The organism is Aliiroseovarius sp. Z3 (assembly GCF_029105185.1).
Taxonomy (GTDB): domain Bacteria; phylum Pseudomonadota; class Alphaproteobacteria; order Rhodobacterales; family Rhodobacteraceae; genus Aliiroseovarius.
In genome coordinates, this window is record NZ_JAFMZK010000004.1 from 227,432 (window position 1) to 249,185 (window position 21,754).

General features: G+C 59.5%; 20 protein-coding genes. 12 read left to right on the forward strand and 8 right to left on the reverse strand.

Annotation, left to right across the window (positions count from 1 at the left end):
* The first annotated feature begins 18 nt into the window (after window positions 1-18).
* Window positions 19-1,143: a flavodoxin-dependent (E)-4-hydroxy-3-methylbut-2-enyl-diphosphate synthase gene (gene ispG / locus J3R80_RS09265; RefSeq protein WP_275393488.1), complete on the forward strand. Its 1,125-nt coding sequence runs from the start codon at window positions 19-21 to the stop codon at window positions 1,141-1,143.
* A 253-nt stretch (window positions 1,144-1,396) separates the two neighbouring features.
* Here ispG and J3R80_RS09270 read toward each other — a convergent pair whose 3' ends face one another.
* The 4 genes from J3R80_RS09270 to ccmI all read right to left on the reverse strand — a co-directional run bounded on the left by J3R80_RS09270 (window position 1,397) and on the right by ccmI (window position 3,802).
* A complete protein-coding gene (locus J3R80_RS09270) occupies window positions 1,397-1,774 on the reverse strand; it encodes a hypothetical protein (protein WP_275393489.1) in 378 nt (125 codons plus the stop codon).
* Between the two features lie 68 nt (window positions 1,775-1,842).
* Window positions 1,843-2,076 (reverse strand): DUF1289 domain-containing protein, encoded by a 234-nt coding sequence (locus tag J3R80_RS09275; RefSeq protein WP_275393490.1) that lies wholly within the window; start codon window positions 2,074-2,076, stop codon window positions 1,843-1,845.
* Window positions 2,073-2,540, reverse strand: a complete 468-nt coding sequence (gene ruvX / locus J3R80_RS09280; protein ID WP_275393491.1) for a Holliday junction resolvase RuvX — start codon at window positions 2,538-2,540, stop codon at window positions 2,073-2,075. Before ruvX ends, J3R80_RS09275 begins: the two co-directional genes overlap by 4 nt.
* The gene (gene ccmI / locus J3R80_RS09285) at window positions 2,537-3,802 is read right to left on the reverse strand and encodes a c-type cytochrome biogenesis protein CcmI (RefSeq protein WP_275393492.1); all 1,266 of its coding nucleotides are present in this window, start codon (window positions 3,800-3,802) and stop codon (window positions 2,537-2,539) included. Before ccmI ends, ruvX begins: the two co-directional genes overlap by 4 nt.
* Before the next feature lie 212 nt (window positions 3,803-4,014).
* On the opposite strand from ccmI, the gene J3R80_RS09290 reads away from it, so the two are divergent.
* The 9 genes from J3R80_RS09290 to rarD all read left to right on the forward strand — a co-directional run bounded on the left by J3R80_RS09290 (window position 4,015) and on the right by rarD (window position 12,345).
* On the forward strand, window positions 4,015-5,262 hold the full coding sequence (locus J3R80_RS09290; RefSeq protein ID WP_275393493.1) for a sarcosine oxidase subunit beta family protein: 1,248 nt from the start codon (window positions 4,015-4,017) through the stop codon (window positions 5,260-5,262).
* Window positions 5,262-5,729, forward strand: a complete 468-nt coding sequence (locus J3R80_RS09295) for a hypothetical protein (protein WP_275393494.1) — start codon at window positions 5,262-5,264, stop codon at window positions 5,727-5,729. The genes J3R80_RS09290 and J3R80_RS09295 overlap by 1 nt, the downstream gene beginning before the upstream one ends.
* On the forward strand, window positions 5,716-6,039 hold the full coding sequence (locus tag J3R80_RS09300; protein ID WP_275393495.1) for a sarcosine oxidase subunit delta: 324 nt from the start codon (window positions 5,716-5,718) through the stop codon (window positions 6,037-6,039). The genes J3R80_RS09295 and J3R80_RS09300 overlap by 14 nt, the downstream gene beginning before the upstream one ends.
* Window positions 6,036-9,053 carry a sarcosine oxidase subunit alpha family protein gene (locus tag J3R80_RS09305; protein ID WP_275393496.1) on the forward strand — a complete coding sequence of 1,006 codons (3,018 nt, stop codon included), beginning with the start codon at window positions 6,036-6,038 and terminating at the stop codon, window positions 9,051-9,053. The genes J3R80_RS09300 and J3R80_RS09305 overlap by 4 nt, the downstream gene beginning before the upstream one ends.
* Window positions 9,046-9,603, forward strand: a complete 558-nt coding sequence (locus J3R80_RS09310; RefSeq protein WP_275393497.1) for a sarcosine oxidase subunit gamma family protein — start codon at window positions 9,046-9,048, stop codon at window positions 9,601-9,603. Before J3R80_RS09305 ends, J3R80_RS09310 begins: the two co-directional genes overlap by 8 nt.
* A gap of 119 nt (window positions 9,604-9,722) precedes the next feature.
* Window positions 9,723-10,121, forward strand: a complete 399-nt coding sequence (locus tag J3R80_RS09315; RefSeq protein ID WP_275393498.1) for a hypothetical protein — start codon at window positions 9,723-9,725, stop codon at window positions 10,119-10,121.
* 57 nt (window positions 10,122-10,178) lie between these two features.
* The gene (locus tag J3R80_RS09320) at window positions 10,179-10,607 is read left to right on the forward strand and encodes a hypothetical protein (protein ID WP_275393499.1); all 429 of its coding nucleotides are present in this window, start codon (window positions 10,179-10,181) and stop codon (window positions 10,605-10,607) included.
* 102 nt (window positions 10,608-10,709) lie between these two features.
* Window positions 10,710-11,309: a superoxide dismutase gene (locus J3R80_RS09325; protein WP_275393500.1), complete on the forward strand. Its 600-nt coding sequence runs from the start codon at window positions 10,710-10,712 to the stop codon at window positions 11,307-11,309.
* Between the two features lie 121 nt (window positions 11,310-11,430).
* A complete protein-coding gene (gene rarD, locus J3R80_RS09330; protein ID WP_275393501.1) occupies window positions 11,431-12,345 on the forward strand; it encodes an EamA family transporter RarD in 915 nt (304 codons plus the stop codon).
* Here the strand turns inward: rarD and J3R80_RS09335 are convergent.
* On the reverse strand, window positions 12,309-12,866 hold the full coding sequence (locus J3R80_RS09335) for a TIGR00730 family Rossman fold protein (RefSeq protein ID WP_275393502.1): 558 nt from the start codon (window positions 12,864-12,866) through the stop codon (window positions 12,309-12,311). The genes rarD and J3R80_RS09335 overlap by 37 nt on opposite strands.
* A gap of 108 nt (window positions 12,867-12,974) precedes the next feature.
* Between J3R80_RS09335 and J3R80_RS09340 the strand changes: the two genes are divergently transcribed.
* Window positions 12,975-14,192 (forward strand): LysM peptidoglycan-binding domain-containing protein, encoded by a 1,218-nt coding sequence (locus J3R80_RS09340; protein WP_275393503.1) that lies wholly within the window; start codon window positions 12,975-12,977, stop codon window positions 14,190-14,192.
* 3 nt (window positions 14,193-14,195) lie between these two features.
* On the opposite strand, the gene J3R80_RS09345 is transcribed toward J3R80_RS09340, so the two are convergent.
* Window positions 14,196-14,558: a helix-turn-helix transcriptional regulator gene (locus J3R80_RS09345; protein WP_275393504.1), complete on the reverse strand. Its 363-nt coding sequence runs from the start codon at window positions 14,556-14,558 to the stop codon at window positions 14,196-14,198.
* Window positions 14,559-14,652: 94 nt separating this feature from the next.
* On the opposite strand from J3R80_RS09345, the gene J3R80_RS09350 reads away from it, so the two are divergent.
* A complete protein-coding gene (locus J3R80_RS09350) occupies window positions 14,653-16,521 on the forward strand; it encodes an ABC transporter ATP-binding protein/permease (protein WP_275393505.1) in 1,869 nt (622 codons plus the stop codon).
* 8 nt (window positions 16,522-16,529) lie between these two features.
* Here J3R80_RS09350 and J3R80_RS09355 read toward each other — a convergent pair whose 3' ends face one another.
* Both J3R80_RS09355 and J3R80_RS09360 read right to left on the reverse strand, forming a co-directional pair.
* A complete protein-coding gene (locus J3R80_RS09355) occupies window positions 16,530-20,333 on the reverse strand; it encodes an efflux RND transporter permease subunit (RefSeq protein ID WP_275393506.1) in 3,804 nt (1,267 codons plus the stop codon).
* Window positions 20,330-21,568 (reverse strand): efflux RND transporter periplasmic adaptor subunit, encoded by a 1,239-nt coding sequence (locus J3R80_RS09360; RefSeq protein ID WP_275393507.1) that lies wholly within the window; start codon window positions 21,566-21,568, stop codon window positions 20,330-20,332. Before J3R80_RS09360 ends, J3R80_RS09355 begins: the two co-directional genes overlap by 4 nt.
* Window positions 21,569-21,754 lie beyond the last annotated feature (186 nt).

The window sequence follows — 21,754 nt, forward strand, 5'->3', positions numbered from 1 at the left end:
CGGCGAAAGAGTGATCCCATGTCTCACAATCCAATCCGTCCGTGGCGTGACATAGAACGTCGTCAGTCGCGACAGGTTATGGTCGGAAACGTGCCGGTGGGCGGCGGGGCACCCATTGCCGTGCAAACCATGACAAACACGGACAGTTCTGACGTGAAGGCGACCCTGGCACAGGTGCTTGCCGCGGCCGAGGCCGGGGCTGACATCGTGCGTATTTCCTGTCCGGATGTGGCATCGACAAGCGCCCTGAAGGAAATCACCGCCGAAAGCCCGGTGCCGATCGTGGCGGACATCCATTTTCATTATAAACGCGCCATCGAAGCGGCTGAAGCGGGTGCGGCCTGCCTGCGGATCAACCCCGGTAATATCGGCGATGAAACCCGTGTGCGCGAGGTGATCCGGGCCGCCAAAGACCACGGATGTTCGATCCGCATCGGGGTGAACGCCGGTTCGCTTGAACGCCACCTGCTCGAAAAATACGGTGAGCCTTGCCCGGAAGCGATGGTGGAAAGCGGCCTGGACCATATTCGCATCCTCGAAGACAATGATTTCCGCGACTACAAGATCAGTGTGAAGGCCTCTGACGTGTTCCTGTCGGCGGCGGCCTATCACGGGATCGCCGACGCGACGGACGCCCCGATCCATCTTGGTATCACCGAAGCCGGCGGCTTTGTTTCCGGCACGATCAAAAGCGCCATCGGATTGGGCAGTCTGCTTTGGGCCGGGATCGGTGACACGATCCGTGTCAGCCTGTCCGCTGACCCGGTCGAGGAGGTCAAGGTAGGGTTTGAGATCCTGAAAAGCCTTGGTCTGCGCCACAGGGGGGTCAACATCATCTCTTGCCCCTCCTGCGCGCGGCAGGGGTTTGATGTCATCCAAACCGTTGCGACACTGGAAGAACGGCTCGCGCATATCCATACGCCGATGAGCCTGTCGATCATCGGGTGCGTTGTGAATGGTCCCGGTGAGGCGCTGATGACCGATGTCGGATTTACGGGCGGTGGTGCTGGGTCTGGCATGGTGTATCTGGCGGGCAAACAGGACCACAAGCTCGACAATGAAAAGATGGTCGACCATATCGTCGAACTGGTTGAGAAACGAGCGGAAGAACTGGAAGCGCAATCCGAGGCTGCGGCGGAGTGAAAAAGGGGGCGTTGCCCCCTCGAGCCTGCGGCTCTCACCCCCAGGATATTTTTAGCCAGAAGAAACACGAAGCTGGCGCGCTACCACGACCGTTGGCCAGAAACGATACGCACCCCACATCTTGGATGCTTTAGCACTCGCGAAGAGTTTCTTGGCCGCCATGCGCTTCTTCTGGCTAAAAATATCCTGGGGTGAGCACCCATGGTGCGAGGGGCAACGCCCCTTCTTCGAAAGCCGATGCTGGTGACGGATGTTAGTGTTGCGTGATCGACTGAACCGGAAAACGCAATCCGTCTTTCGTGATCAGAACAAGCTGGTCGTTGTTGACGATGTACAGGTCGCAGCGTGAGACCCCCGTGACGAACAGGATGCAGGCAGTGCTATCGGTGCCAATCTTGTAGTCGCCCAACCAGGTTCCGCCGCCGCCATAGGTGTATGAATATGTCCCATCCAGATTAAAGACCGATGTCGCACCGTCATAAAAGGTCAGCGTTTGGCCTGACACTGTATTGCTCAGTTCGGTTTGATCCAGCCGGGTATCTCCCGGTCTGGTCTTCCACTCATCTGCGATAGAAGGTGATGCAACAAGCAGTGCGATTATGCCAGCAGCATCGCGGAGAAATCGGTTCATCAGGTGTCCTTTTGCCCTGATCCTATCCGTTGTTTCCATCGCGGCATGTCACGTTGTTGAGAGCGATCTCAGGTTTCCGTGATCCGCGATTTGCGTCCGCCGCGCCGTTTTGTCAGTTGCGTTTTGCGGTTTGGTAGTTCTTTCAGAACAGCGCGACGTGCCTCAGGCGTCAGGCGAGACCAAGCCGTGATCTCGTCGATCGTGCGGTAACACCCGGTGCAGATACGAGCGGTTGGGTGGACGACGCAGATGTTCACACAGGGGCTTTCGACCTCGTCCCGTTTCCAGATGTCGTCGCTCATCCCAAATGCCTCATGCGGTCCAGAACACCTTGAAGGATATATCCGGCGGCCACGTGGTCGATCACCTCGGCGCGACGTTTTCGGGACGTATCCGCCTCAAGCAGCGCGCGTTCGGCGGCAACGGTGGACAGGCGTTCGTCCCAGAATGTGATGGGAACATCGGTTAGTTTTTCAAGATTGCGGGCGAAGGCGCGGGTGGATTGGCAGCGCGGTCCCTCTGAACCGTCCATATTGCGCGGCAAACCCAGCACGATGCCCCCCAGCTGACGGTCAGTGATGATCTCAAGGAGGCGCGCCGCGTCGGCTGAAAACTTCTTGCGCCGGATTGTTTCAAGCGGGGTTGAGACCTGTCGAAAGCTGTCTGAAACCGCCACACCAATGGTCTTGCTGCCAAGATCCAGCCCGCCAAGGGCGGTCATAGGGGACAGGGTGGGGGCGAAATCCTCGATCGTTTCGAAGATCACTGAACCAGCCCCGTTTGGGTCGCGGCGGCTTGTACCGTGGCAAGCGCGTCAGGATGGTCGGCAAAGATTGTCTTTGCTTCGTCCCAGATTGCTGCTGCACGGTCGGTCTCGCCCACAACCCCCAAGACGGTGATCAGGCGCGCCCATTCTTCAGGTGTACCACCTTCGGTTGCCAGCCGGTTGGACAATTGTTCAACCATGCCCTGTATCATCGCGGCGCGGTCTTCTTCCGTCATTTCTTGTGCGGCTTCGATGTCATCCGCGCTGGGACCGGTCAGGCCCGGCATGGCGGGGCGTGTGGGTGCATCTGGCGGGGTGTAATCCACGCCCGCATGGGCGGCGAGGTTCCCAATCTGTGATCGCACCGACGTCCACCATATGGCCGTGGCCGGGCCTTCTTCCAGCAAACCGCGCCACAGGCGGAAGCCCATGTCGGGGCGTCCGTTCTGGGCGAACATCAGCCCGGTGTAGTAGCGTGCCAATTGGTGATCTGGATCACGCGCCAATGCGTTTCTGAGCATTTCTTCCGCCTCGGGCGAGATAAATCCGCCCGCCGCATTGACCAGCAGGTCGGCTTGCCGGACGAAATCATCAGCGGTCGCAGAGGCGCCTTTGACCTTTAGCAGATGCCCCATCGCTTTGTGGGCGGCGACCATATTGCCGATGGCGGCTTCATGCTGGGCAAGAAGGTCCAGACCGCGGGGGTCATCTGGCCGATCCGCCACCGCGTCACGCAGCCCTTGTATCAGTTCAAGATAATCTTCAGGCGCTTCGGCTGGGGGGCCGGGCCATGGCGGCATGTCTGCCTCGACCTCGGCTTGGCTCGGACGGCTTTCCCGCATTTCCTGGCTCATCGCGATCCGTTTTTCACGACCCAGATCCTGGAACCCCGGTGAGCCGAGCGTCCAGTAAAGACCGAATGCGCCGACCGCCAGAAAGATCGCGCACAGGCCAATCACCATCCGGCTGACGGTTTGCGGGGCGTCGGTCGGTTGGGTTTTGGCTTGTGCCGCCTTGTCAGCCTCAAGCAAGCGGCGCGAGATTTCGATACGTGCGCGTTCGGCGTCCTGCGCCGTCACGGTGCCGCGCGCGACGTCGCGATCCAGCTCGTTAAGCTGGTCGCGATAGACCTTCATGTCAGAGCTCATCCGGGTCGTATCGCCTTCAGCCACAGGGGCGGTGTCGCGGGGGCGTAGCATTTGCCGCGCCAGCACCAGAATGGTGGCAAGGGTCAGCGCCCCGATGATCAGCCAGAAAACCATGTTTCCTCCGCGAGCTTTTGTTTCCCCTCATTTAATGTGCAACGGGGGCAGGCAAAACCCTTAATGATCAAGTGCGACAATCACGAGGCCGCGGGATGGCGCAATTTATCACCCATGTCGCCTTTTTCATTTCATATGACGCTGGATTGCCGTTTGGAAATGTCGCTAAGGTCTAGAACCGACATGAACCGTGGACCCAACAGGGGAATCGTATGCGACGTTATTCTGCATTTGCCATCGCGCGAGAGGCCGCGCGCTATCACACCGGGTGGGAGCGGGCTTGGAGATCGCCCAAACCCAAGAAGAAATACGATGTGGTGATCGTAGGGGCCGGGGGGCACGGGCTGGCCACGGCGTTTTACTTGGGCAAGAATTTCGGGATCACCAATGTGGCGATCATCGAAAAAGGCTGGCTGGGCGGCGGCAACACGGGCCGGAACACCACCATCATCCGCTCGAACTATCTTCAGGATCCCTCGGCGGCGATCTATGAGAAAGCACGTTCTCTATACGAGACCATGTCGCAGGATCTGAACTACAACGTCATGTTCTCGCCCCGCGGCGTCATGATGCTGGCCCAGACCGAGCACGAGGTGCGCGGGTACGAGCGCACGGCCCATGCCAACGCCCTGCAAGGTGTGAAGACCGAGTTCATCTCGCCCCAGCGCGTCAAGGAACTGGTGCCGATCATGAACATCAACGGCCCGCGCTATCCCGTTCTGGGGGCGTTGTGGCAGGAACGTGCGGGCACCGCGCGTCACGATGCGGTCGCATGGGGCTATGCCCGTGCGTGTTCCGACATGGGCATGGACATCATCCAGAAATGCGAAGTGACCGGCGTGCGGTCTGAAAACAGCGTTGTCACCGGCGTCGACACCACGCTGGGTCAGATCGACTGCGACAAGCTGGCGATGGTCGTCGCGGGCAACGCGGGCCATCTGGCCGAGATGGCGGGCTTCCGTCTGCCGATGGAAAGCGTCGCGCTGCAAGCGCTGGTGTCCGAGCCGATCAAGCCCTGCATCGACGTGGTCGTCATGGCCAACACCGTGCACGGCTATATGTCTCAGTCCGACAAGGGCGAACTTGTGATTGGCGGCGGCACCGACGGGTTCAACAACTACACCCAGCGCGGATCGTTCCACCACGTGGAAGAGACCGTGCGTGCATTGGTCGAGACCTTCCCGATCATCTCGCGCCTGAAAATGCTGCGCCAGTGGGGCGGCATCGTAGACGTGACTGGCGACCGCTCGCCCATTATCGGCAAAACACCCTTGGGCAACTGCTTCATCAACTGCGGCTGGGGCACCGGCGGCTTCAAATCGATCCCCGGATCGGGCTGGGCCATGGCCGAGACCGTCGCGAAGGGTGAACCTGGCCCACTGGCGGGTGAGTTTGGCCTGAACCGCTTCACCGAGGGACGCTTTATCGATGAGAGCGTGGCTGCCGGGGTGGCGCACTGATGGGCAAGCTGTTCACGCCAATATTGCTGCTACTCGCTGGCTCGCTACTTGCTGCTTGCATGAAGCAACAGCATGATCATTCGCCGTTTCCCGAGTTTCTGATTTGCACCGGCGATCAGGAAGTCGGAGCCTACGATATCCTTAGGGGTTTCTACCTTCGTTTTGATGATCCCGATGTGTTGTACCCAGCTGAGTACGCCCCCATGTCATTCAAACGAGACCTAGGTTGGGGCGTTGATCTTGACCTTTCCAATTCTAAATCTGGTGTCGCGCGTTTCGACATCAAGGTGAATGGGGATAGTGCCTTTGATGGGGAGGAACCTCCATCGCGTCTGACGATAACCCGGCAGAGTGACGGTGCATTCAGTCTGCTTGTAGATTACCCTAGCAACAGTGGTACCGGGCGCGGGTCATCCACTCCAATTCCTTGCAGCACAAAGCCGGAGGCAGCCTATGCTAATCCTTGAATGCCCCTATTGCGGCGTGATGGCCGATGAAACGGACCTGCATGGCGGTGGCGAAGCGCATCTGAAGCGTTTTGGCCCCGGCTCGTCCGATGACGAATTCGAGACCTATCTGTTCCACCGCAAGAACCCGAAAGGTGTTCACTTTGAGCGCTGGCGGCATGTCTCGGGCTGCGGCAAGTGGTTCCACGCTGCGCGCAACACCATGACGCTTGAGGTTTATGGGACTTATCCGGCCCAGACCACCGAGCCGCCGAAAGAGCTGGTCGCCAAGATCAAGAAGAAACATCCTGAGTGGGGGGGCTACGAATGAGCACCCGTCTGGCACAAGGCGGTCGTCTGATCGACCGTTCGAAACCGAAAAACTTCACCTTCAACGGCAAACGCATGAAGGGGTATGAGGGCGATACGCTGGCCGCCGCGCTTCTGGGCGAAGACCAGATGCTGATGGGCCGGTCGTTCAAATACCACCGTCCGCGTGGCGTTGTGGCGTCGGGTGCGGAAGAGCCGAATGCTCTGGTCAATCTGGGGCAGGGCGAGCGCTTTGAACCCAACCAGCGCGTCACCACGACCGAGCTGTTTGACGGATTGACCTGCACCTCGCAGAACCACTGGCCGAGCCTCGAGTTCGACGTGGGCGTGGTCAACAACTACGCCGCGCGCTTTCTGCCGGCGGGGTTCTACTACAAGACCTTCATGGCACCCGCGGCGGCGTGGAAACACCTGTTTGAACCGGTGATCCGTAAATCGGCCGGTCTGGGCCAAGTTCCCACCGAAGCCGATGCGGACCGTTATGAGCATTATTATCACCATACCGATGTCGTGATCATTGGCGGCGGCGTGGCTGGTCTGGCCTCGGCCTTGGCGGCTGGTCGGTCGGGCGCAAAAGTGCTGGTGATGGAGCAGACCCATCACTGGGGTGGCCGAGCTGCTGTCGATGGTGGCGAGATTGACGGTCAGTCGGTCGACGCATGGATCGACGCTACCTTGGCCGAGCTTTCCGCGATGGAGAACGTCACTCTGCGCACCCGGATGATGGGGTCGGGCGTCTATGACCACGGCTATGTTCTGGGCTATGAGCGTGTGGCCGATCACACCCCGGGCGATGGACGTCCGCGCCACCGCCTGTGGCGCATTCGTACCAAGCAGATCGTGACCGCAACCGGCGCGATTGAACGTCCGCTGTCCTTCGCGGGCAACGACATTCCCGGCGTCATGCTGGCCTCGGCCGTGCGCGACTATGTGGTGAACTGGGGTGTGTCGATTGGCGACCGCACCGTGGTTGTGACCAACAACGATGACGGCTATCGCACTGCGCTGGTGCTGAAAGAGGCTGGGCTGGAAGTGCCCGTGGTTCTGGACGCCCGCGCGGAAGCCACTGGCCCGCTGGCCGAAGCGGCCCGTGCGGCTGGCATCCGGGTTGAACCGGGCCGCGCCATCGCGAAAGTGCATGGCGGCAAGCGCGTCACCGGCGTGTCGGTCTGCTTGCAGGCAGGCGAAGGCTCGGCTCTGGAAGAGATCCCCTGCGACGCGGTTGCCATGTCCGGCGGCTGGTCCCCGGTCGTGCACATGTGGTCGCATTGCGGTGGCAAGCTGATCTGGGACGAGGCGCAAGCGCATTTCCGCCCCGATCCCAACCGTGCGCCGACCAGTCATGACGGCGAAGCCTTTGTTGTGACCGCAGGCACGGCCTCGGGCGCGATGTCGCAGGCCGACACGCTGGAAGACGCCTATGCGGCGGGCAAAGCTGCGGCCAAGGCGGCAGGCGGCAAGGCCGTGCGCAAGGCGGGGCCGAAGGCCGAGGCCGAAGAGGCCCAGCCCATGGCCCCGGTCTGGATCATGCCGCAGGGCGCAGGTCCGCAGAAGCGCATGAAGATGTGGCTGGATTATCAGAACGATGTGAAGGTTTCCGACGTTCAGCTGGCCGCACGTGAAGGCTATGAAAGCGTTGAACACACCAAGCGTTACACCACGTTGGGTATGGCGACCGATCAGGGGAAGCTGTCGAATATCAACGGCTTGGCAGTGCTTTCTGATGCGTTGGATCAAGAGATCCCGACCACCGGCACCACCACCTTCCGTCCGCCTTACACGCCGATCAGCTTCGGTGCGATTGCGGGGGAAGCGCGTCACGAAATCTTCCAGCCGATCCGGCGCACACCGATGCACCAGTGGCATGAAGAGGCCGGCGCCTACATGGAGCCGGTCGGCCATTGGCGTCGTCCCTATTGCTATGCCAAGCCGGGCGAGACCAACGAACAGGCGGTGCATCGCGAAGTTCTGAACACGCGCGAACGTCTGGGGCTGCTCGATGCCTCGACTCTGGGCAAGCTGATCGTGAAAGGGCCGGATGCGGGCAAGTTCATGGACATGATGTATACCAACATGATGTCGAACCTTGCTGTCGGAAAATGCCGCTATGGCCTGATGTGCACCGAGAACGGCTTCCTGTCCGACGATGGTGTTGTCGCGCGCATCGACGAAGATACGTGGCTCTGCCACACCACCTCGGGTGGCGCCGACCGCATCCACGCGTGGATGGAGGAATGGCTTCAGACCGAATGGTGGGACTGGAAAGTCTATGTGGCCAACGTGACCGAGCAGCTGGCGCAGGTGGCCGTTGTTGGTCCGAACGCCCGCAAGGTGCTGGAAAAGCTGGGCGGCATGGATGTGTCCAAAGAAACGCTGCCCTTCATGCAGTGGGCCGATGGTAAAATCGGTGACTTTGACGCGCGCGTCTATCGCATCTCGTTCTCGGGCGAGTTGTCCTACGAGATCGCCGTTCCGGCGTCGCAGGGCCGTGCCTTCTGGGACGCTCTTCTGGAAGCGGGTGAAGAGTTCGGCGTGATGCCTTATGGCACCGAGTGTCTGCACATTATGCGCGCCGAGAAGGGCTTCATCATGATCGGGGACGAGACCGACGGCACCGTGATCCCGCAGGATCTGGGGCTGAACTGGGCGATCTCCAAGAAGAAGGAAGACTTCCTTGGTAAACGCGCGCAAGAGCGCTCGCACATGACTGATCCCGAGCGCTGGAAGCTGGTGGGTCTGGAAACGCTGGACGGGTCCGTCCTGCCAGATGGGGCTTACGCGGTGGGCGAGGGCAACAATGTCCACGGCCAGCGCAACATGATCGGGCGCGTGACCTCGACCTATTATTCGCCGACGCTGAAGAAAGGCATCGCGATGGGTCTGATCAAGCACGGCCCGGACCGGATGGGCGAGGTTGTGGACTTCCCCACGGTGGATGGCTCGAACACGGTGATCAAGGCGCGGATTTGTGATCCGGTCTTCTATGATAAGGACGGGGAGAAGCAGAATGTCTAACGCTGTTTCCGCACTTCAAGGCGCGTCGTTTGACGGCTATTGCAAAGTCGAAGAGGCTGGCCTGACCGGCATGATTGCCCTGCGCGGGGATCTGTCATCAGCGGGCGTCGCCAATGCGGTGAAAGCCGTAACCGGCGCTGCCATGCCGGGACAGGGCGAGGTCACGGAAGGCGCGAAAGGCCGCGTTGGCTGGATGTCTCCGGACGAGCTTTTGCTGATTGTCGATCACGCCGAAGCACCGGGCATTGTCGAGGCCGCAACCAAGTCGCTGGGCGACGCGCATTCGCTGGTCGTGAACGTCTCAGACGCGCGCGCTGTGTACCGCGTGAAGGGCGCTGCCTGCCGCGAAGTGATCGCCAAGCTGACGCCTGCCGACACCTCGGTCATGCAACCCGGCATGCTGCGTCGCACCCGCATCGCGCAGATCCCGGCGGCTTTCTATCTGGAGGACGACGAGACCGCGGTTCTGGTGTGCTTCCGGTCTGTGGCTCAGTATGCGTTTGATCTTTTGAAAGACGCAGCCCAGCCGGGTGGAGAAATTTTCAAGTGACGTGAGGGCAGGACGCCCTAATCCGCTTGCACATGTATCCCAATCAGTCCACTACACCGTCAGGTTGATTGGGGTTTGTTTTCTTGCGCTTATTCGCACTTACATTTTGTGTCTCCGCGATGTTCGCCTCGTATTCCGCCGCGGATACTTACTATTGCCATTTCAAGGTCCGGCCAAAGGATCAAAGATGGATACCGGTGTCATTGACGGTCGAAACAGATCTCAAAAAGAATCGAGTTTTGGTCAAGGGTGACGTGGTCCAGACAGTAGATGGATATCCGGTCGCAGGTCACGAAGCACCGGCCACCAAGCGACGCAGAGTTTTTGTTTTTGAGACAGAAAATAAGAGCATTCCCAACTATCCAAAAGTAGGATCGAACATCAATGATTGGAAGGTCCGCTATACCTTGTCCGTATCGACGGAAGGCTCGACGGCACGCCTCACAGCCTTCACCAACAAGTGGTATGTCGATAACACCCGCCGTGTGCGCGGTTCTTGCCGTTTGAAACAAAGCTGATCCATCGAAGGCCTTGCCGATCTCCACAGTATTCACCAACAAAGTAGGAATAAGAACGTGAACCTTAAAACAGCATCTGCGGCGGCACTTTCCGTGTGCACATTAATGTCATTTCCAGTTCAGGCTGAAACCTATGTTTGTGAGCTTCGCAGCAGTGGCGCATCTTCTGCCGATTGGATTCCGCCGAAAGCCGTGGTCAGGCACGATCCTAAGACCTCTGAAGTGACAGTCATCGACGGGTTGATCGACGAGATCTATGGCGGCCCGATCGAGGCAAAAATCGCGGTGAACAACGCAAAACGCATTACCTATTCGTGGAATGTGCGCAATGTCCCCGTAAAAACCACGGATAGCACGTCGACCATCGTCAAGAACATGGTTTACCGCCTGACAATCGTCAAAGCCACGCTTGAAGCGCGCGAGACGATGAAGCCAGTTCGTTTTCAGAACAGCTACCGCGCAAAGGGTAAATGCACTGTGAAATAAACCGTCCGGGGCGGGGCGGATTTCCGCCTTGCCCCTTGACCTTCCCCCGTCCGCTACCCCATCTAGGTTGCAACGGAAACACGCATGAACAGGGGGCTAAACATGGCTTTTGAACTTCCCGATCTTCCTTACGCACACGACGCGCTGGCCGATTTCGGCATGTCGGCTGAAACCATGGAGTTTCATCACGACCTGCACCACAAGGCCTATGTCGACAACGGCAACAAGCTGATCGCTGGCACCGAGTGGGAGGGCAAGACCCTCGAAGAGATCATTGTTGGCACCTATGACGACAAAGCTGTCGCGCAGAACGGTATCTTCAACAACATCTCGCAGCTGTGGAACCACAACCAGTTCTGGGAAATGATGGGCCCGGGCAAGGTTGCGATGCCGGGTGAGCTGGAAAAAGCGATCACCGAAAGCTTCGGTTCGGTTGACGAGTTCAAGTCGCAGTTCGCTGCTGCTGGCGCGGGTCAGTTCGGTTCGGGCTGGGCGTGGCTGGTCAAGAACGCTGACGGTTCGCTGGCTGTGACCAAAACCGAAAACGGCGTGAACCCGCTGTGCTTCGGCCAGACCGCGCTGTTGGGTTGTGACGTGTGGGAGCACTCGTATTATATCGACTTCCGCAACAAGCGTCCTGCCTATCTGGACAACTTCCTGAACAACCTGGTGAACTGGGAAAACGTGGCCTCGCGCCTGTAATCCAACCCTGTTGGCGGCAGCGTTTCTGTTGCCGACGACATCACGAAACATCATGGCGGTCGCCTCTTGGGCGACCGCTTTTTTTATGTCAAGACAGATCGTGACCAAGGGGAAGCACGCGATGAGTGATGGCATAAAAGGGGTCGCGGCGATCATAGCCGCTTGTGTTGTTTGGGGCCTGTCACCGCTGTTCTACAAACTGTTGGAACACGTGCCACCATTGGAGCTTCTGAGCCACCGCACGCTATGGTCACTTGTGATTTTCGGGCTGATCTTGATCGCGCAAGGACGATTGGGGCAGGTGCCCGTTCTGCTTGGTGGACGTTCGGCCTTTCTGGTGGCGCTTGCGGCCCTTGTCATTTCTATCAACTGGGGTGGCTTTATCCTGTCCGTGCAGATCGGCATGGTGGTGGAAAGCAGCCTTGGCTACTTCATCTTTCCACTGGTGATGGTGGTGCTGGGGCGCGTCCTGTTTGGTGAGGTGATCACACGGGGCAAAGCGATGGCTTTGACCCTTGCGACGATAGCGGTTCTGACGTTGACCCTTGGTCTGGGGGTGGCGCCGTGGCTTTCGCTGCTTCTGGGCGGGACATTTGCGATATATGGCGCGATCAAGAAGACGCTTTCCTGTGGTCCGGTAGTGTCCGTGACAGCCGAGGTCTTGCTGCTTGCGCCCCTTGCGATCATATGGCTTCTGGGCGCGCATTTTGCCGGGTGGCAGGGGATCGTGGGACGAACCGGTGGTGTGTTCGGCACACATCTCTGGGACAGCGCGTTGTTGATCGCGTCGGGTCTGATCACGGCGGTGCCGCTCATGCTGTTCAGCTATGCGTCACATCGTTTGGCACTGTCGACCGTCGGGTTGGTGCAATACCTGAACCCGAGCCTTCAGTTCACCTGTGCCGTCGCGGTTTTGGGAGAGACAGTTACCGTTTGGCACATGATCGCGTTCCCATTGATCTGGTTGGCGCTGGCGATCTATTCGGCTGAAGCCTACCGTCAGGACAAGGCAGCGCGCAAGGCTTCAACCGCCTGATCCACGTCATCCACGACGGTGACAAAGTCCTTCAGACTGTCTTCAGCAAAGCCGTTCTCGATCACATGGTCCAGAAGCGTGACCAGCGGATCCCAGAACCCGTTCACGTTCAGAAGCAGGATCGGTTTGGCGTGCAGCCCAAGCTGGCGCCATGTCAGAACCTCGAAGAACTCGTCCAGTGATCCCGCGCCGCCGGGCAGAACCACAACAGCGTCCGAGTTCATGAACATGACCTTTTTGCGTTCATGCATATTCTCGGTCACGATGAAAGTGGTCAGGTCGCGTTTGCCCACCTCCCATTTCATCAGGTGCTCTGGAATGACACCGAAGGTTTGCGCACCGTCAAGCTGGGCCGCGACGGCAACCGTGCCCATCAGCCCGACATCCCCGGCGCCATAGACCAGCCGCCAGCCGTTGCTTGCCAAGGCCGTGCCAAGCGCCGTTGCGACCTCGCGAAATGCGGGGTCGTTGCCAAACCGCGAGCCGCAGTAAACGCAAACCGATGCCGTATGCTGTGTCATGGATGTCTCCAATTCGTTGGTATCTGAATGATCTTTTGACCGGTGTTAGCGGTATTGATACTGTTCAACAAGCAGGCGCGGCTTAAGGGCAGCCGACAGGGGAAATAAATGACGACAGAAACGGGCAACGATGGCAATGCGACCGGGTTAAAAGTGGCGGCAGGGGCCGTTCTTGTGGTTGCGATTGGTGCTGTTTGGTATCTTTGGTCTCAGACCCAGTCGCCCAGCGAGTCCAACGCGTCAAGCACGTCTGAACCCGTGGCGACCATACCTGTGCCACCTGAGGATGCCACTAAGGCGGACGTTCCGCAGGCCGATAGCGCGACCGCGCCGCCCGAGGATGTGGCGGACAGCGCGGCCGATGAACTGCCCCCCTCCGACACATCGCCCGGTTTTGATGTTGTTCGCGTGGACCCGGACGGAAGTGCCGTCGTTGCAGGCCATGCTGAACCCGGAAGCACCATTCAGCTAACCCTTGACGGCGCGCCGCTTGAAGATGTCGAAGTCGGCAGTGATGGCAACTTTGTTGCGCTGCTGGACCTTCCCGTTGAAACCCCCGGCGCACTTGGGTTTTTGGCGCTCGATGATGGTGGAGAAGTCATTGAGAACAGTGAAAGCTCGCAAACGGTTTTGATCGCGCCGACTGTATCTGTCCCGACCACATCTGCCCCGGCATCCGAGCCAGCCGCAGACGCACCGCAAACCGATACGCTTGCCGTGGCAGACACCGACCCCCCGACACCCCCCAGCACGGAAACCTCAGAGACCACGGCCAACGCCCCTCAGATCCTGCTGGCTGATGACGAGGGGATTTCTGTTCTGCAGGATGGCACAGGTCGCCCAGCGGTCGACAACGTCGTCATAGATGCAATCACTTACGACGAAACTGGCGAGGTTGCGTTGTCAGGGCGCGGGCAAGGTGGCGCGAACCTGCGCGTTTATTTGGATAACAAACCAATCGAGATCGGAGAGGTAACCGAAAGCGGTCAATGGCGCGTGCCGCTGCCCGAAGTGGATAGCGGTGTGTATACGCTTAGGGTTGACGAACTTGCCGAAGATGGTTCGGTCACATCGCGCACCGAAACCCCGTTCAAGCGCGAAGAACCCACCCAGTTGGCCGCCGTGGCGAACACAGACACCGCAACCCCGAACGTGCGTGTCGAAGCGGTGACGGTGCAGCCGGGATCAACCCTATGGGCCATTGCGCGTGAACATCTTGGGGAAGGGCCGCTCTATGTCCGCGTTTTTGCAGCCAATCGCGAGCAGATCAGGGATCCCGATTTGATTTATCCGGGTCAGGTTTTTGCAATTCCGGACGCTGAGTAACGTCTAGGGCTGAGAAGCGTGTGCTTGTCTGTCCTGATGCCCCATGTCTACGTCCTGACCGGTGCAGGCGCAGATATCGGGGTCGCGCGCGCAGCAATCGTTCAGCAAATAGGCGATGACCCCGCCAAGCGCCTTGCAGTCAGCCGCATAGATGACATGCCTTGAGGCCTTGCGTGACGTCAGAAGACCCGCTGCTTCCAGTTGCGACAAATGGAATGACAAACCGGATGCCGACACGCCGATCGCTTCGGCGATGGCACCTGCTGCCAGGCCGTCTTTGCCGTGCGGCACCAGAAGGCGCACGATTTCCAACCGGGTGTCATGTGCCATGGCTGACAGGGATTTGAGGACTCGACTCTGCTCCATATTTCAAATATCGGTGAAATATTGAAATGACGCAAGCCCCCGATTGATCCCACCCCCGTGGGGTCTGCGCGGGTCAGCTAAAGCAAGGTTCCGTATGCCTCCCTCTCGTATTACCTCGACCGAAGCGCCAAAAAATGGCTGGCGCACGATCAAACGCGTTGCCCCATACCTGTGGCCCGAGGGTAAGCCCTGGGTGAAGCGGCGCGTGGTGATTGCGCTGCTTATGCTTTTGGCGTCCAAGGTCGTTTCGGTCCTGACACCGTTCCTATACAAAGGTGCGGTTGACGTGCTGAGCGGTGAGGCGACCGGCGAGGCTTGGGCGCTGGCGACAGGCGCGGTCGGGCTGACGCTGGCCTATGGTATGGCGCGGATCATGACCAATGGGTTTCAACAGTTGCGCGATGCTGTCTTTGCCCGCGTCGGCCAGCGCGCCCTGCGTCAATTGGCGCTCGAGACCTTCACACATATTCACCGCTTGTCGATGCGCTATCACATCACGCGAAAAACCGGCGGGCTGTCACGGATCATCGAACGCGGCGTGAAAGGGGTCGAGTTCCTGCTGCGCTTCATGCTGTTTTCCATGGGACCGCTGGTGCTGGAACTCGCGCTGATCTCGGCCATTCTCTTCTTCGTATTTGACGTCTGGTATCTGGCCGTCGTCGTGGGAACGATCGGGGCCTATATCTGGTTCACCTTCAAGGTGACCGAATGGCGCGTGCGTATCCGCAAGGAAATGAACGATCAGGATACGGATGCCAACCAAAAGGCCATCGACAGTCTGCTGAACTTCGAAACCGTCAAATATTTCGGCGCGGAACGGCGCGAGGCGGAACGGTATGACGTGGCCATGGCGGGGTACGAGAAAGCCGCGCTCAAGACCTCGTATTCGCTGGCGTTCCTGAACTTCGGTCAGGCCCTGCTGATCACGTCGGGGCTGGTGGGCGTTATGGTTCTGGCGGCGGTAGGGGTGCAGCGCGGTGATCTGACTGTTGGCGATTTTGTGATGGTCAACGCCTATATGATTCAGATCACCATGCCCCTGAACTTCCTGGGCACGGTCTATCGCGAAATCCGCCAATCCCTTGTTGATATGGGCGAGATGTTTGACCTGCTGGAACAGCCCGCCGAAGTGACGGACAAACCGGGTGCGCCAGATATCAAGGTCAACGGTGGCGCTTTGATCTTTGACGATTTGCGGTTTGGATATGACCCTGCGCGCCCGATCCTGAAAGGCGTGTCGATTGATGTCCCGGCGGGCAAGACGGTTGCCATTGTCGGCCCCTCTGGTTCAGGCAAGTCGACAATTGGGCGCCTGTTGTTCCGGTTTTATGACGTCAGCAGTGGCAGTTTGAAGATCGACGGGCAGGATGTGCGCGACGTGACACAAGACAGTTTGCATGGCGTGATCGGCGTGGTGCCGCAGGACACGGTGCTGTTTAATGACAGTGTGTATTACAACATCGCCTATGGCCGCCCCGAGGCCAGCCGGGAAGAGGTCGAAGGCGCTGCGAAAGCTGCCAAGATACATGATTTCATCATGAGCTTGCCTGACGGTTACGACACACAAGTCGGTGAACGCGGGTTGAAGCTGTCGGGCGGGGAAAAGCAACGGGTGGGAATTGCCCGGACCCTGTTGAAAAACCCTCCGATCTTGCTGCTGGACGAAGCCACCTCGGCGCTGGACACCCAGACCGAGCGTGACATTCAGGAAAGTCTGCGCGAAATGGGCGAGGGGCGCACGGTGATTACCATTGCCCACCGCCTGTCCACCATCGTGGATGCGGACGAGATTATCGTGCTGGAAGCGGGCGAGGTGGTCGAGCGTGGCAGTCACGACGCCTTGCTGGAAAAAGACGGGCGCTATTCGGCGATGTGGGCGCGCCAGGCCAGCGAAGCCGCGCAGGAGGAGATGTCCGATACCGACCAGACGGGCGTCGGCAGTCACCTGAAATTGGCCGAGTGATATCACGCCTATTCGGCAGCATCCTTTCCACCCGACGCGTTGTCGTCGGTAGGGGTCGGCTCTGACGTAGGGGCAGGTTCAGTTGCGACGCCTTCTGGTCTGGCATTCGGCGCAAGCACACGCTTGATATCCTCGACATTGGGCGACATGTCACCGCTGTCCGGCAGATCGCCGTCCTGATCCCCCGCTTGATCCCATAGAAGATCCCGCAGGGTCGTCTTTCGGGCGGCTTTATCAAGGGCCACGTCGCGTGCCGTTTGCCCCGACCGGCGGGCCAGCGCACGCAAGCCGTTCGCAGACCGATACGCGCCCGCTGAAATCCAGATGCGCAGGGCCAGCATCGATGGTGTAAAGACCAGCGTCAGCACGGTCGCGATGCCCAGTCCAAAGACCACCGCTGTGGCCAGTTGCTTCCACCAAAGTGCCGTGGGGGCGTCCAGCGAATACCCACCGTTGAAGAAATCCAGCGACAGGCCCAGCATCATTGGGGCCAGACCGGCCATCGTGGTGATTGTGGTCAGAAGGACGGGTCGGATGCGTGCCTCGGCGGTGCGGGTGATTGCCTCGATCTTCGGCATGTAGCGGGCGTAATCCTGATAAGTGTCGATCAGCACGATGTTGTTGTTCACCACGATGCCCGCCAACGCCACGATCCCCGTGCCCGTCATGATGATCGAGAACGGCTGTTGCATGACCATCATCCCGATCAGGACGCCTGTGGTTGACAGAACCACGGCCAATAGCACCAGCACCGAGTTGTATAGGCTGTTGAACTGCGCCAGCAGGATAATGAACATCAGGCCAAGCGCACCGATGAAGGCCTGTCCAAGAAAGGCCTGGCTTTCGGCCTGATCCTCTTGATCGCCGGTCCATTCGTAACTTACGCCAGCGGGCATGTCGGCCCCATCAATCCATGTGGTCAGCGCCGCAATCCGATCTCCGGGTGTGACCGGGGTGCGGGTCAGATCGGCACCGTCTTCGCTGGACGTAAGCCGGTCAGCTTCCGCAGAGGTTACGAATTGCTCAGCCCCATCGGGATCGGTCAGGCGGACCAGATCGTCCTGCACACCCGCCTTCACGTCATAATACCGGCTTTGATCCACCCGGTCGATCTGGGCAAGGCTGGGCACCGGTTTGCGCGTGACGAAATTCGACATTGGCACCAACCCGGTGGCAGTGCGGATTTTCAACCCGTCCAGCGTGGACAGAACCCGGTCTTTCTGGGGCAGGCGCACGCGGATCTCAATCTCTTCATCCGAGCTGTCGACCCGCATAGTGTCAAGCAGGATGCCGTTCGTGACAAGCTGCACCATGCCGCCCACGGTGGCCACATCCGTGCCGTATCTGCCAGCCTCTTCCACGTCGACTTCGATCTGCCAGTCAATGCCGGGCAGGGGCAGGGTGTCTTCTATGGCGGTCAGTCCGGGGGTGGCATTGAACTGTGCAATCGCCATGGTGGCCGCCCGCTCCAGATCATCCCAATCATCGCCTTTCAGACGCAGATGCACGGGTTTCGCCGAGGCCGGGCCGCGGTTCAGGTTCAGCACTTCGGTGCGAATGCCGGGCAGGGTGGCCAGACGTTCTTCCAACCGTGCCATAACCGCATCGCCATCAAATTCTGGGTCGATCTCGGTCGTGGTGAAGGGGATCAATCCGAAAATCGGCGCATCCTGTTCGATCGACGGGCGATCCGCCCAGGCCACCAATTCGATTTGCAACTGACCGATACTGTCGCGCGGCCCCATGGCGCCACCAGTGTTCTGGTTCAACCCGCCAGAGCCTGCAAAGGCGAAGACGGTTTCGATGCCCTTGGTCGACAAGGCGATCTCTTCCGCCTGCTTCACCATCGCATCCTGTTCCTCAAGGCTCAGGTTGCCACGGGCGCGGACATAGACAATGGCTTGTTCCGGTTCGCTGTCGGCGAAGAATTCGACGCCCAGATTGTTGCGTCCATATAACATGAAGGTCGACACCACGAAACCGATGACCAAAGCGATGGCCACCAGCGGCATAATCGGGTTGCCAGAGATGAAGTGGATCAGATGCCCGAACCACGTGCGACGATAGCCGCCTTGCACGGTCTGCGCCTCGCGATGCCAACTGAGCGAACCCAGGGTGATCGACGTTGCGGTTGCCCCGATAAGGAACATCAACGCACCGGGCAGGATCGCCATGGCACCTTCGAACGGGGGCACGCCGCCGAACAGATAGCCGGGGTTCAAGAGCTGGAACCCGGACAGGAACAGAATGTAGGCCGAAGGCAACACCAGAAGCGCCCGCAACCACACCGGCAGCCCGCGCAGCGCATCGGACAGAAAACCGATGGTTCGGCTGATCCGGCCAGACACACCACCAACCACCGGCAGATATATCAGCGCCACCAGCAGCGAGGCCATCAGGACGAAAATCAGCGTTTTGGGCAACCAGCCCATGAACTCGCCGGGGATGCCGGGCCAGAACAGCATGGGCAGAAAGGCGCAAAGCGTGGTCGCGGTCGAGCTGACAATGGGCCAGAACATCCGTTTCGCCGCCGCCGTATAGGCCGACATCGGTCCCACACCTTCCGAGATTTTCTTGTCGGCATATTCGACAACAACGATGGCCCCATCCACAAGCATCCCCACCGCAAGGATCAGGCCAAACATCACGATGTTCGAGATGGTGACACCGAGGGCGCCAAACAGCGCAAAGGTCAAAAGGAATGAGGTCGGAATGGCAAAGCCCACCAAGAGCGCGGGCCTTATTCCCAGCGCGCCCAGGACGACGATCATCACAAGCGCAATTGCTGTGATGACCGAGCCTTCAAGCTGGCGCACCATACTGTCAACAACATAGCTTTGGTCGTTCGATGTGCCGATCTGAACGGCCTGTTGCAGTTCCTTGGACCAGCCCGCGCGCGTTTCATCCACAAGCGCGCGCACCTCGGCGGCGGTGTCGATCAGGTTGTAACCTTTCCGCTTCACGACTTGCAGAGCCACGGTGGTGTCACCATTGAACCGCGCGGTGCCCTCGCGGTCTTCGAAGGTCAGGCGGATCGTCGCCAGATCACCCAACGTGACCACGCTGTCCTCGTTGACCTTGACCGGCAGGTCATAGACATCCTGCACCTCGTCGAAGGACGAGGGGATCTTGACCGCCGTGGACCCGGTCGGCGTCTTGATATCACCTGCCGCGATCAACTGGTTGTTGTTCTGCACGACCTGGATCAACTCGCCCGCCGTGACGTTATAGGCTTCCAGCTTCAGCGGGTCGATTTCGACCTCAAGCATCTCGTCGCGATAACCCGTCAACGAGGCTTCCAGAACCGCATCCAGCCCTTCCAGTTCATCCTGCAGGTCACGTGCCAGCCGCACCAGCGTGCGTTCTGGAACATTGCCGGTCAGGTTCACGATGATAATCGGAAACTCTGAAAAGTTGATTTCAGTGACCGAATAACTGTCAAACCCCTGTGGAAACTTGCCTTCGGCCGAGTTCATCGCGTCGCGCACATCCGCCATGACGTTGGTCTTGTTCCAGCCGAACTCGAATTCCAACGCCACACCCGCATAGCCTTCGGCCGCGGTGCCGGACATGGTTTTCAGCCCGTCTATGTCGGCCAGTTCCGTTTCCATCGGGCGCAGAAGCAACTGTTCGGCATCGGCGGCTGAAATTCCGGGGAAGGGGACCGAGACAAAAAGAGCCGGGATTTCGATATCCGGCTCTCCTTCCTTGGGCAGGCTGACATAGGCGATCGCGCCGGACAGGACCGACAGGACCACAAAGGCAATGACCATTCGGGCGCGGTTTGCGGCCCAGTCAATGATCCCGATCATATGCCCGGCTCCTGATACGTTACATCAACCGATACGCCATCGGTGACATAGTGATGGCCCACGACAATCACATCTGCGTTGGCGGGCAGGCCGGTGATCCACACACCATCGACGCTGTCGCGTATCATGGTCACCGGTGAAAACCCCGCCACTCTGTCCGAGGTCACGATCCGAACACCCAATTGACCATCGTCATCCAGCGTCAGAGCACTTTGGGGCACAAGATGCGCAAGCAGCCCGTTCCCGGTGATCACGACCTCGGCGGTTTGGCCTGCGCGAATAACCTGCGCGTTGTCCGGGCGCGTTATCTCGACCTCAACCCGGAAGGTACGCGTAACCAGGTCCGCGGTGTCCGACACGAAGGTCACGGTGCCCAACAGCTCTGAACCGGCGGCCAGACGCACAGCGGCAGGCAGCCCGGTGGTCAGCTTGTCAACCTGAAGCTCGGATACATAACCCACCACGCGAACCGGATCATACTGCACGACCGTTGCACAGGCCGCGCCGGGTTGTAACAATGTCCCGATGTCGGCTGTGTCGGTTTCCAACGTGCCGGGGAAAGGTGCGCGGATGTCCAACCGTTCGATCTCGCGTTGGGCGGCGGCCACGGCGGCCTCGGCAGATTGGATGGCTGCGGCAGAGCTGGCCGCACCGGATTGGGCGGCGATAAAGCCTGCGCGGGCAGCTTCGACGGCGGCCTTGGTGTTGGCGACGCGTGTGTCCGATGCAAATCCGCCTTCCGAAAGCTTGGTGGCTGCAGTCAGGTTGAACGTGGCCTCGTCCAGCCTTGCCTGCGCTTCAATCACGCGGGCATCGGCTTCTGGCGCACGGGCTTTGGCTTCGGCCAGACGCGCGGTCGCCTCGGCCAAGCTGGCTTCGCGGGTGCCGGCATCGAGCTGGCACAGCACGTCATCCTCTTTCACAAGGCTGCCTTTGGCGATCTTGTCCGACACGACTTGTCCTGTTGTCTCGGCCCGCAGGTCAACCCGGCGGTTGGCCTCGGTCCGTCCACGCAGCAGAACGGGCAGTTCGATCTCGCGCGCGGTGCTGTGCAGGGCGACGACCGATACGCCGCTGGCAGGCGATGCATCGGCATTCTCTGGGGTTTCAGGTGCCTCCTCAACAGTTTGAGCCGACGATGTTCCTGCAACCGTTTCAAGAGTGTCGCGTTGAAACACCAGAAAGTACAAGCCCGCCACCACGAGGATCGCCGTGACAATTGGAAATAGGCGCATAGGATTACCTGCTGATGTTAAACAATCTGGCGAAAGACTATTCTTTGTTTTGCGCGGGAACAAGTGTGGCATCCCTGACCCATGCAACCAGAAGGACCAGATGAGGCTGGTCGATAGGTCAGTGTTTCAGGAACAGCCAACCGCACAACGCGCCCCCTTGGCAATCGGGCACCGTTCGGGCAAAAG

Bases quoted from the DNA above. Each gene is read 5' to 3' on its own strand.
- ispG (WP_275393488.1), top strand. From the start codon at position 19: ATGTCTCACAATCCAATCCGTCCGTGGCGTGACATAGAACGTCGTCAG.
- J3R80_RS09270 (WP_275393489.1), bottom strand. From the start codon at position 1,774: ATGAACCGATTTCTCCGCGATGCTGCTGGCATAATCGCACTGCTTGTT.
- J3R80_RS09275 (WP_275393490.1), bottom strand. From the start codon at position 2,076: ATGAGCGACGACATCTGGAAACGGGACGAGGTCGAAAGCCCCTGTGTG.
- ccmI (WP_275393492.1), bottom strand. From the start codon at position 3,802: ATGGTTTTCTGGCTGATCATCGGGGCGCTGACCCTTGCCACCATTCTG.
- J3R80_RS09290 (WP_275393493.1), top strand. From the start codon at position 4,015: ATGCGACGTTATTCTGCATTTGCCATCGCGCGAGAGGCCGCGCGCTAT.
- J3R80_RS09295 (WP_275393494.1), top strand. From the start codon at position 5,262: ATGGGCAAGCTGTTCACGCCAATATTGCTGCTACTCGCTGGCTCGCTA.
- J3R80_RS09300 (WP_275393495.1), top strand. From the start codon at position 5,716: ATGCTAATCCTTGAATGCCCCTATTGCGGCGTGATGGCCGATGAAACG.
- J3R80_RS09305 (WP_275393496.1), top strand. From the start codon at position 6,036: ATGAGCACCCGTCTGGCACAAGGCGGTCGTCTGATCGACCGTTCGAAA.
- J3R80_RS09310 (WP_275393497.1), top strand. From the start codon at position 9,046: ATGTCTAACGCTGTTTCCGCACTTCAAGGCGCGTCGTTTGACGGCTAT.
- J3R80_RS09315 (WP_275393498.1), top strand. From the start codon at position 9,723: ATGTTCGCCTCGTATTCCGCCGCGGATACTTACTATTGCCATTTCAAG.
- J3R80_RS09325 (WP_275393500.1), top strand. From the start codon at position 10,710: ATGGCTTTTGAACTTCCCGATCTTCCTTACGCACACGACGCGCTGGCC.
- rarD (WP_275393501.1), top strand. From the start codon at position 11,431: ATGAGTGATGGCATAAAAGGGGTCGCGGCGATCATAGCCGCTTGTGTT.
- J3R80_RS09335 (WP_275393502.1), bottom strand. From the start codon at position 12,866: ATGACACAGCATACGGCATCGGTTTGCGTTTACTGCGGCTCGCGGTTT.
- J3R80_RS09340 (WP_275393503.1), top strand. From the start codon at position 12,975: ATGACGACAGAAACGGGCAACGATGGCAATGCGACCGGGTTAAAAGTG.
- J3R80_RS09345 (WP_275393504.1), bottom strand. From the start codon at position 14,558: ATGGAGCAGAGTCGAGTCCTCAAATCCCTGTCAGCCATGGCACATGAC.
- J3R80_RS09350 (WP_275393505.1), top strand. From the start codon at position 14,653: ATGCCTCCCTCTCGTATTACCTCGACCGAAGCGCCAAAAAATGGCTGG.
- J3R80_RS09355 (WP_275393506.1), bottom strand. From the start codon at position 20,333: ATGATCGGGATCATTGACTGGGCCGCAAACCGCGCCCGAATGGTCATT.
- J3R80_RS09360 (WP_275393507.1), bottom strand. From the start codon at position 21,568: ATGCGCCTATTTCCAATTGTCACGGCGATCCTCGTGGTGGCGGGCTTG.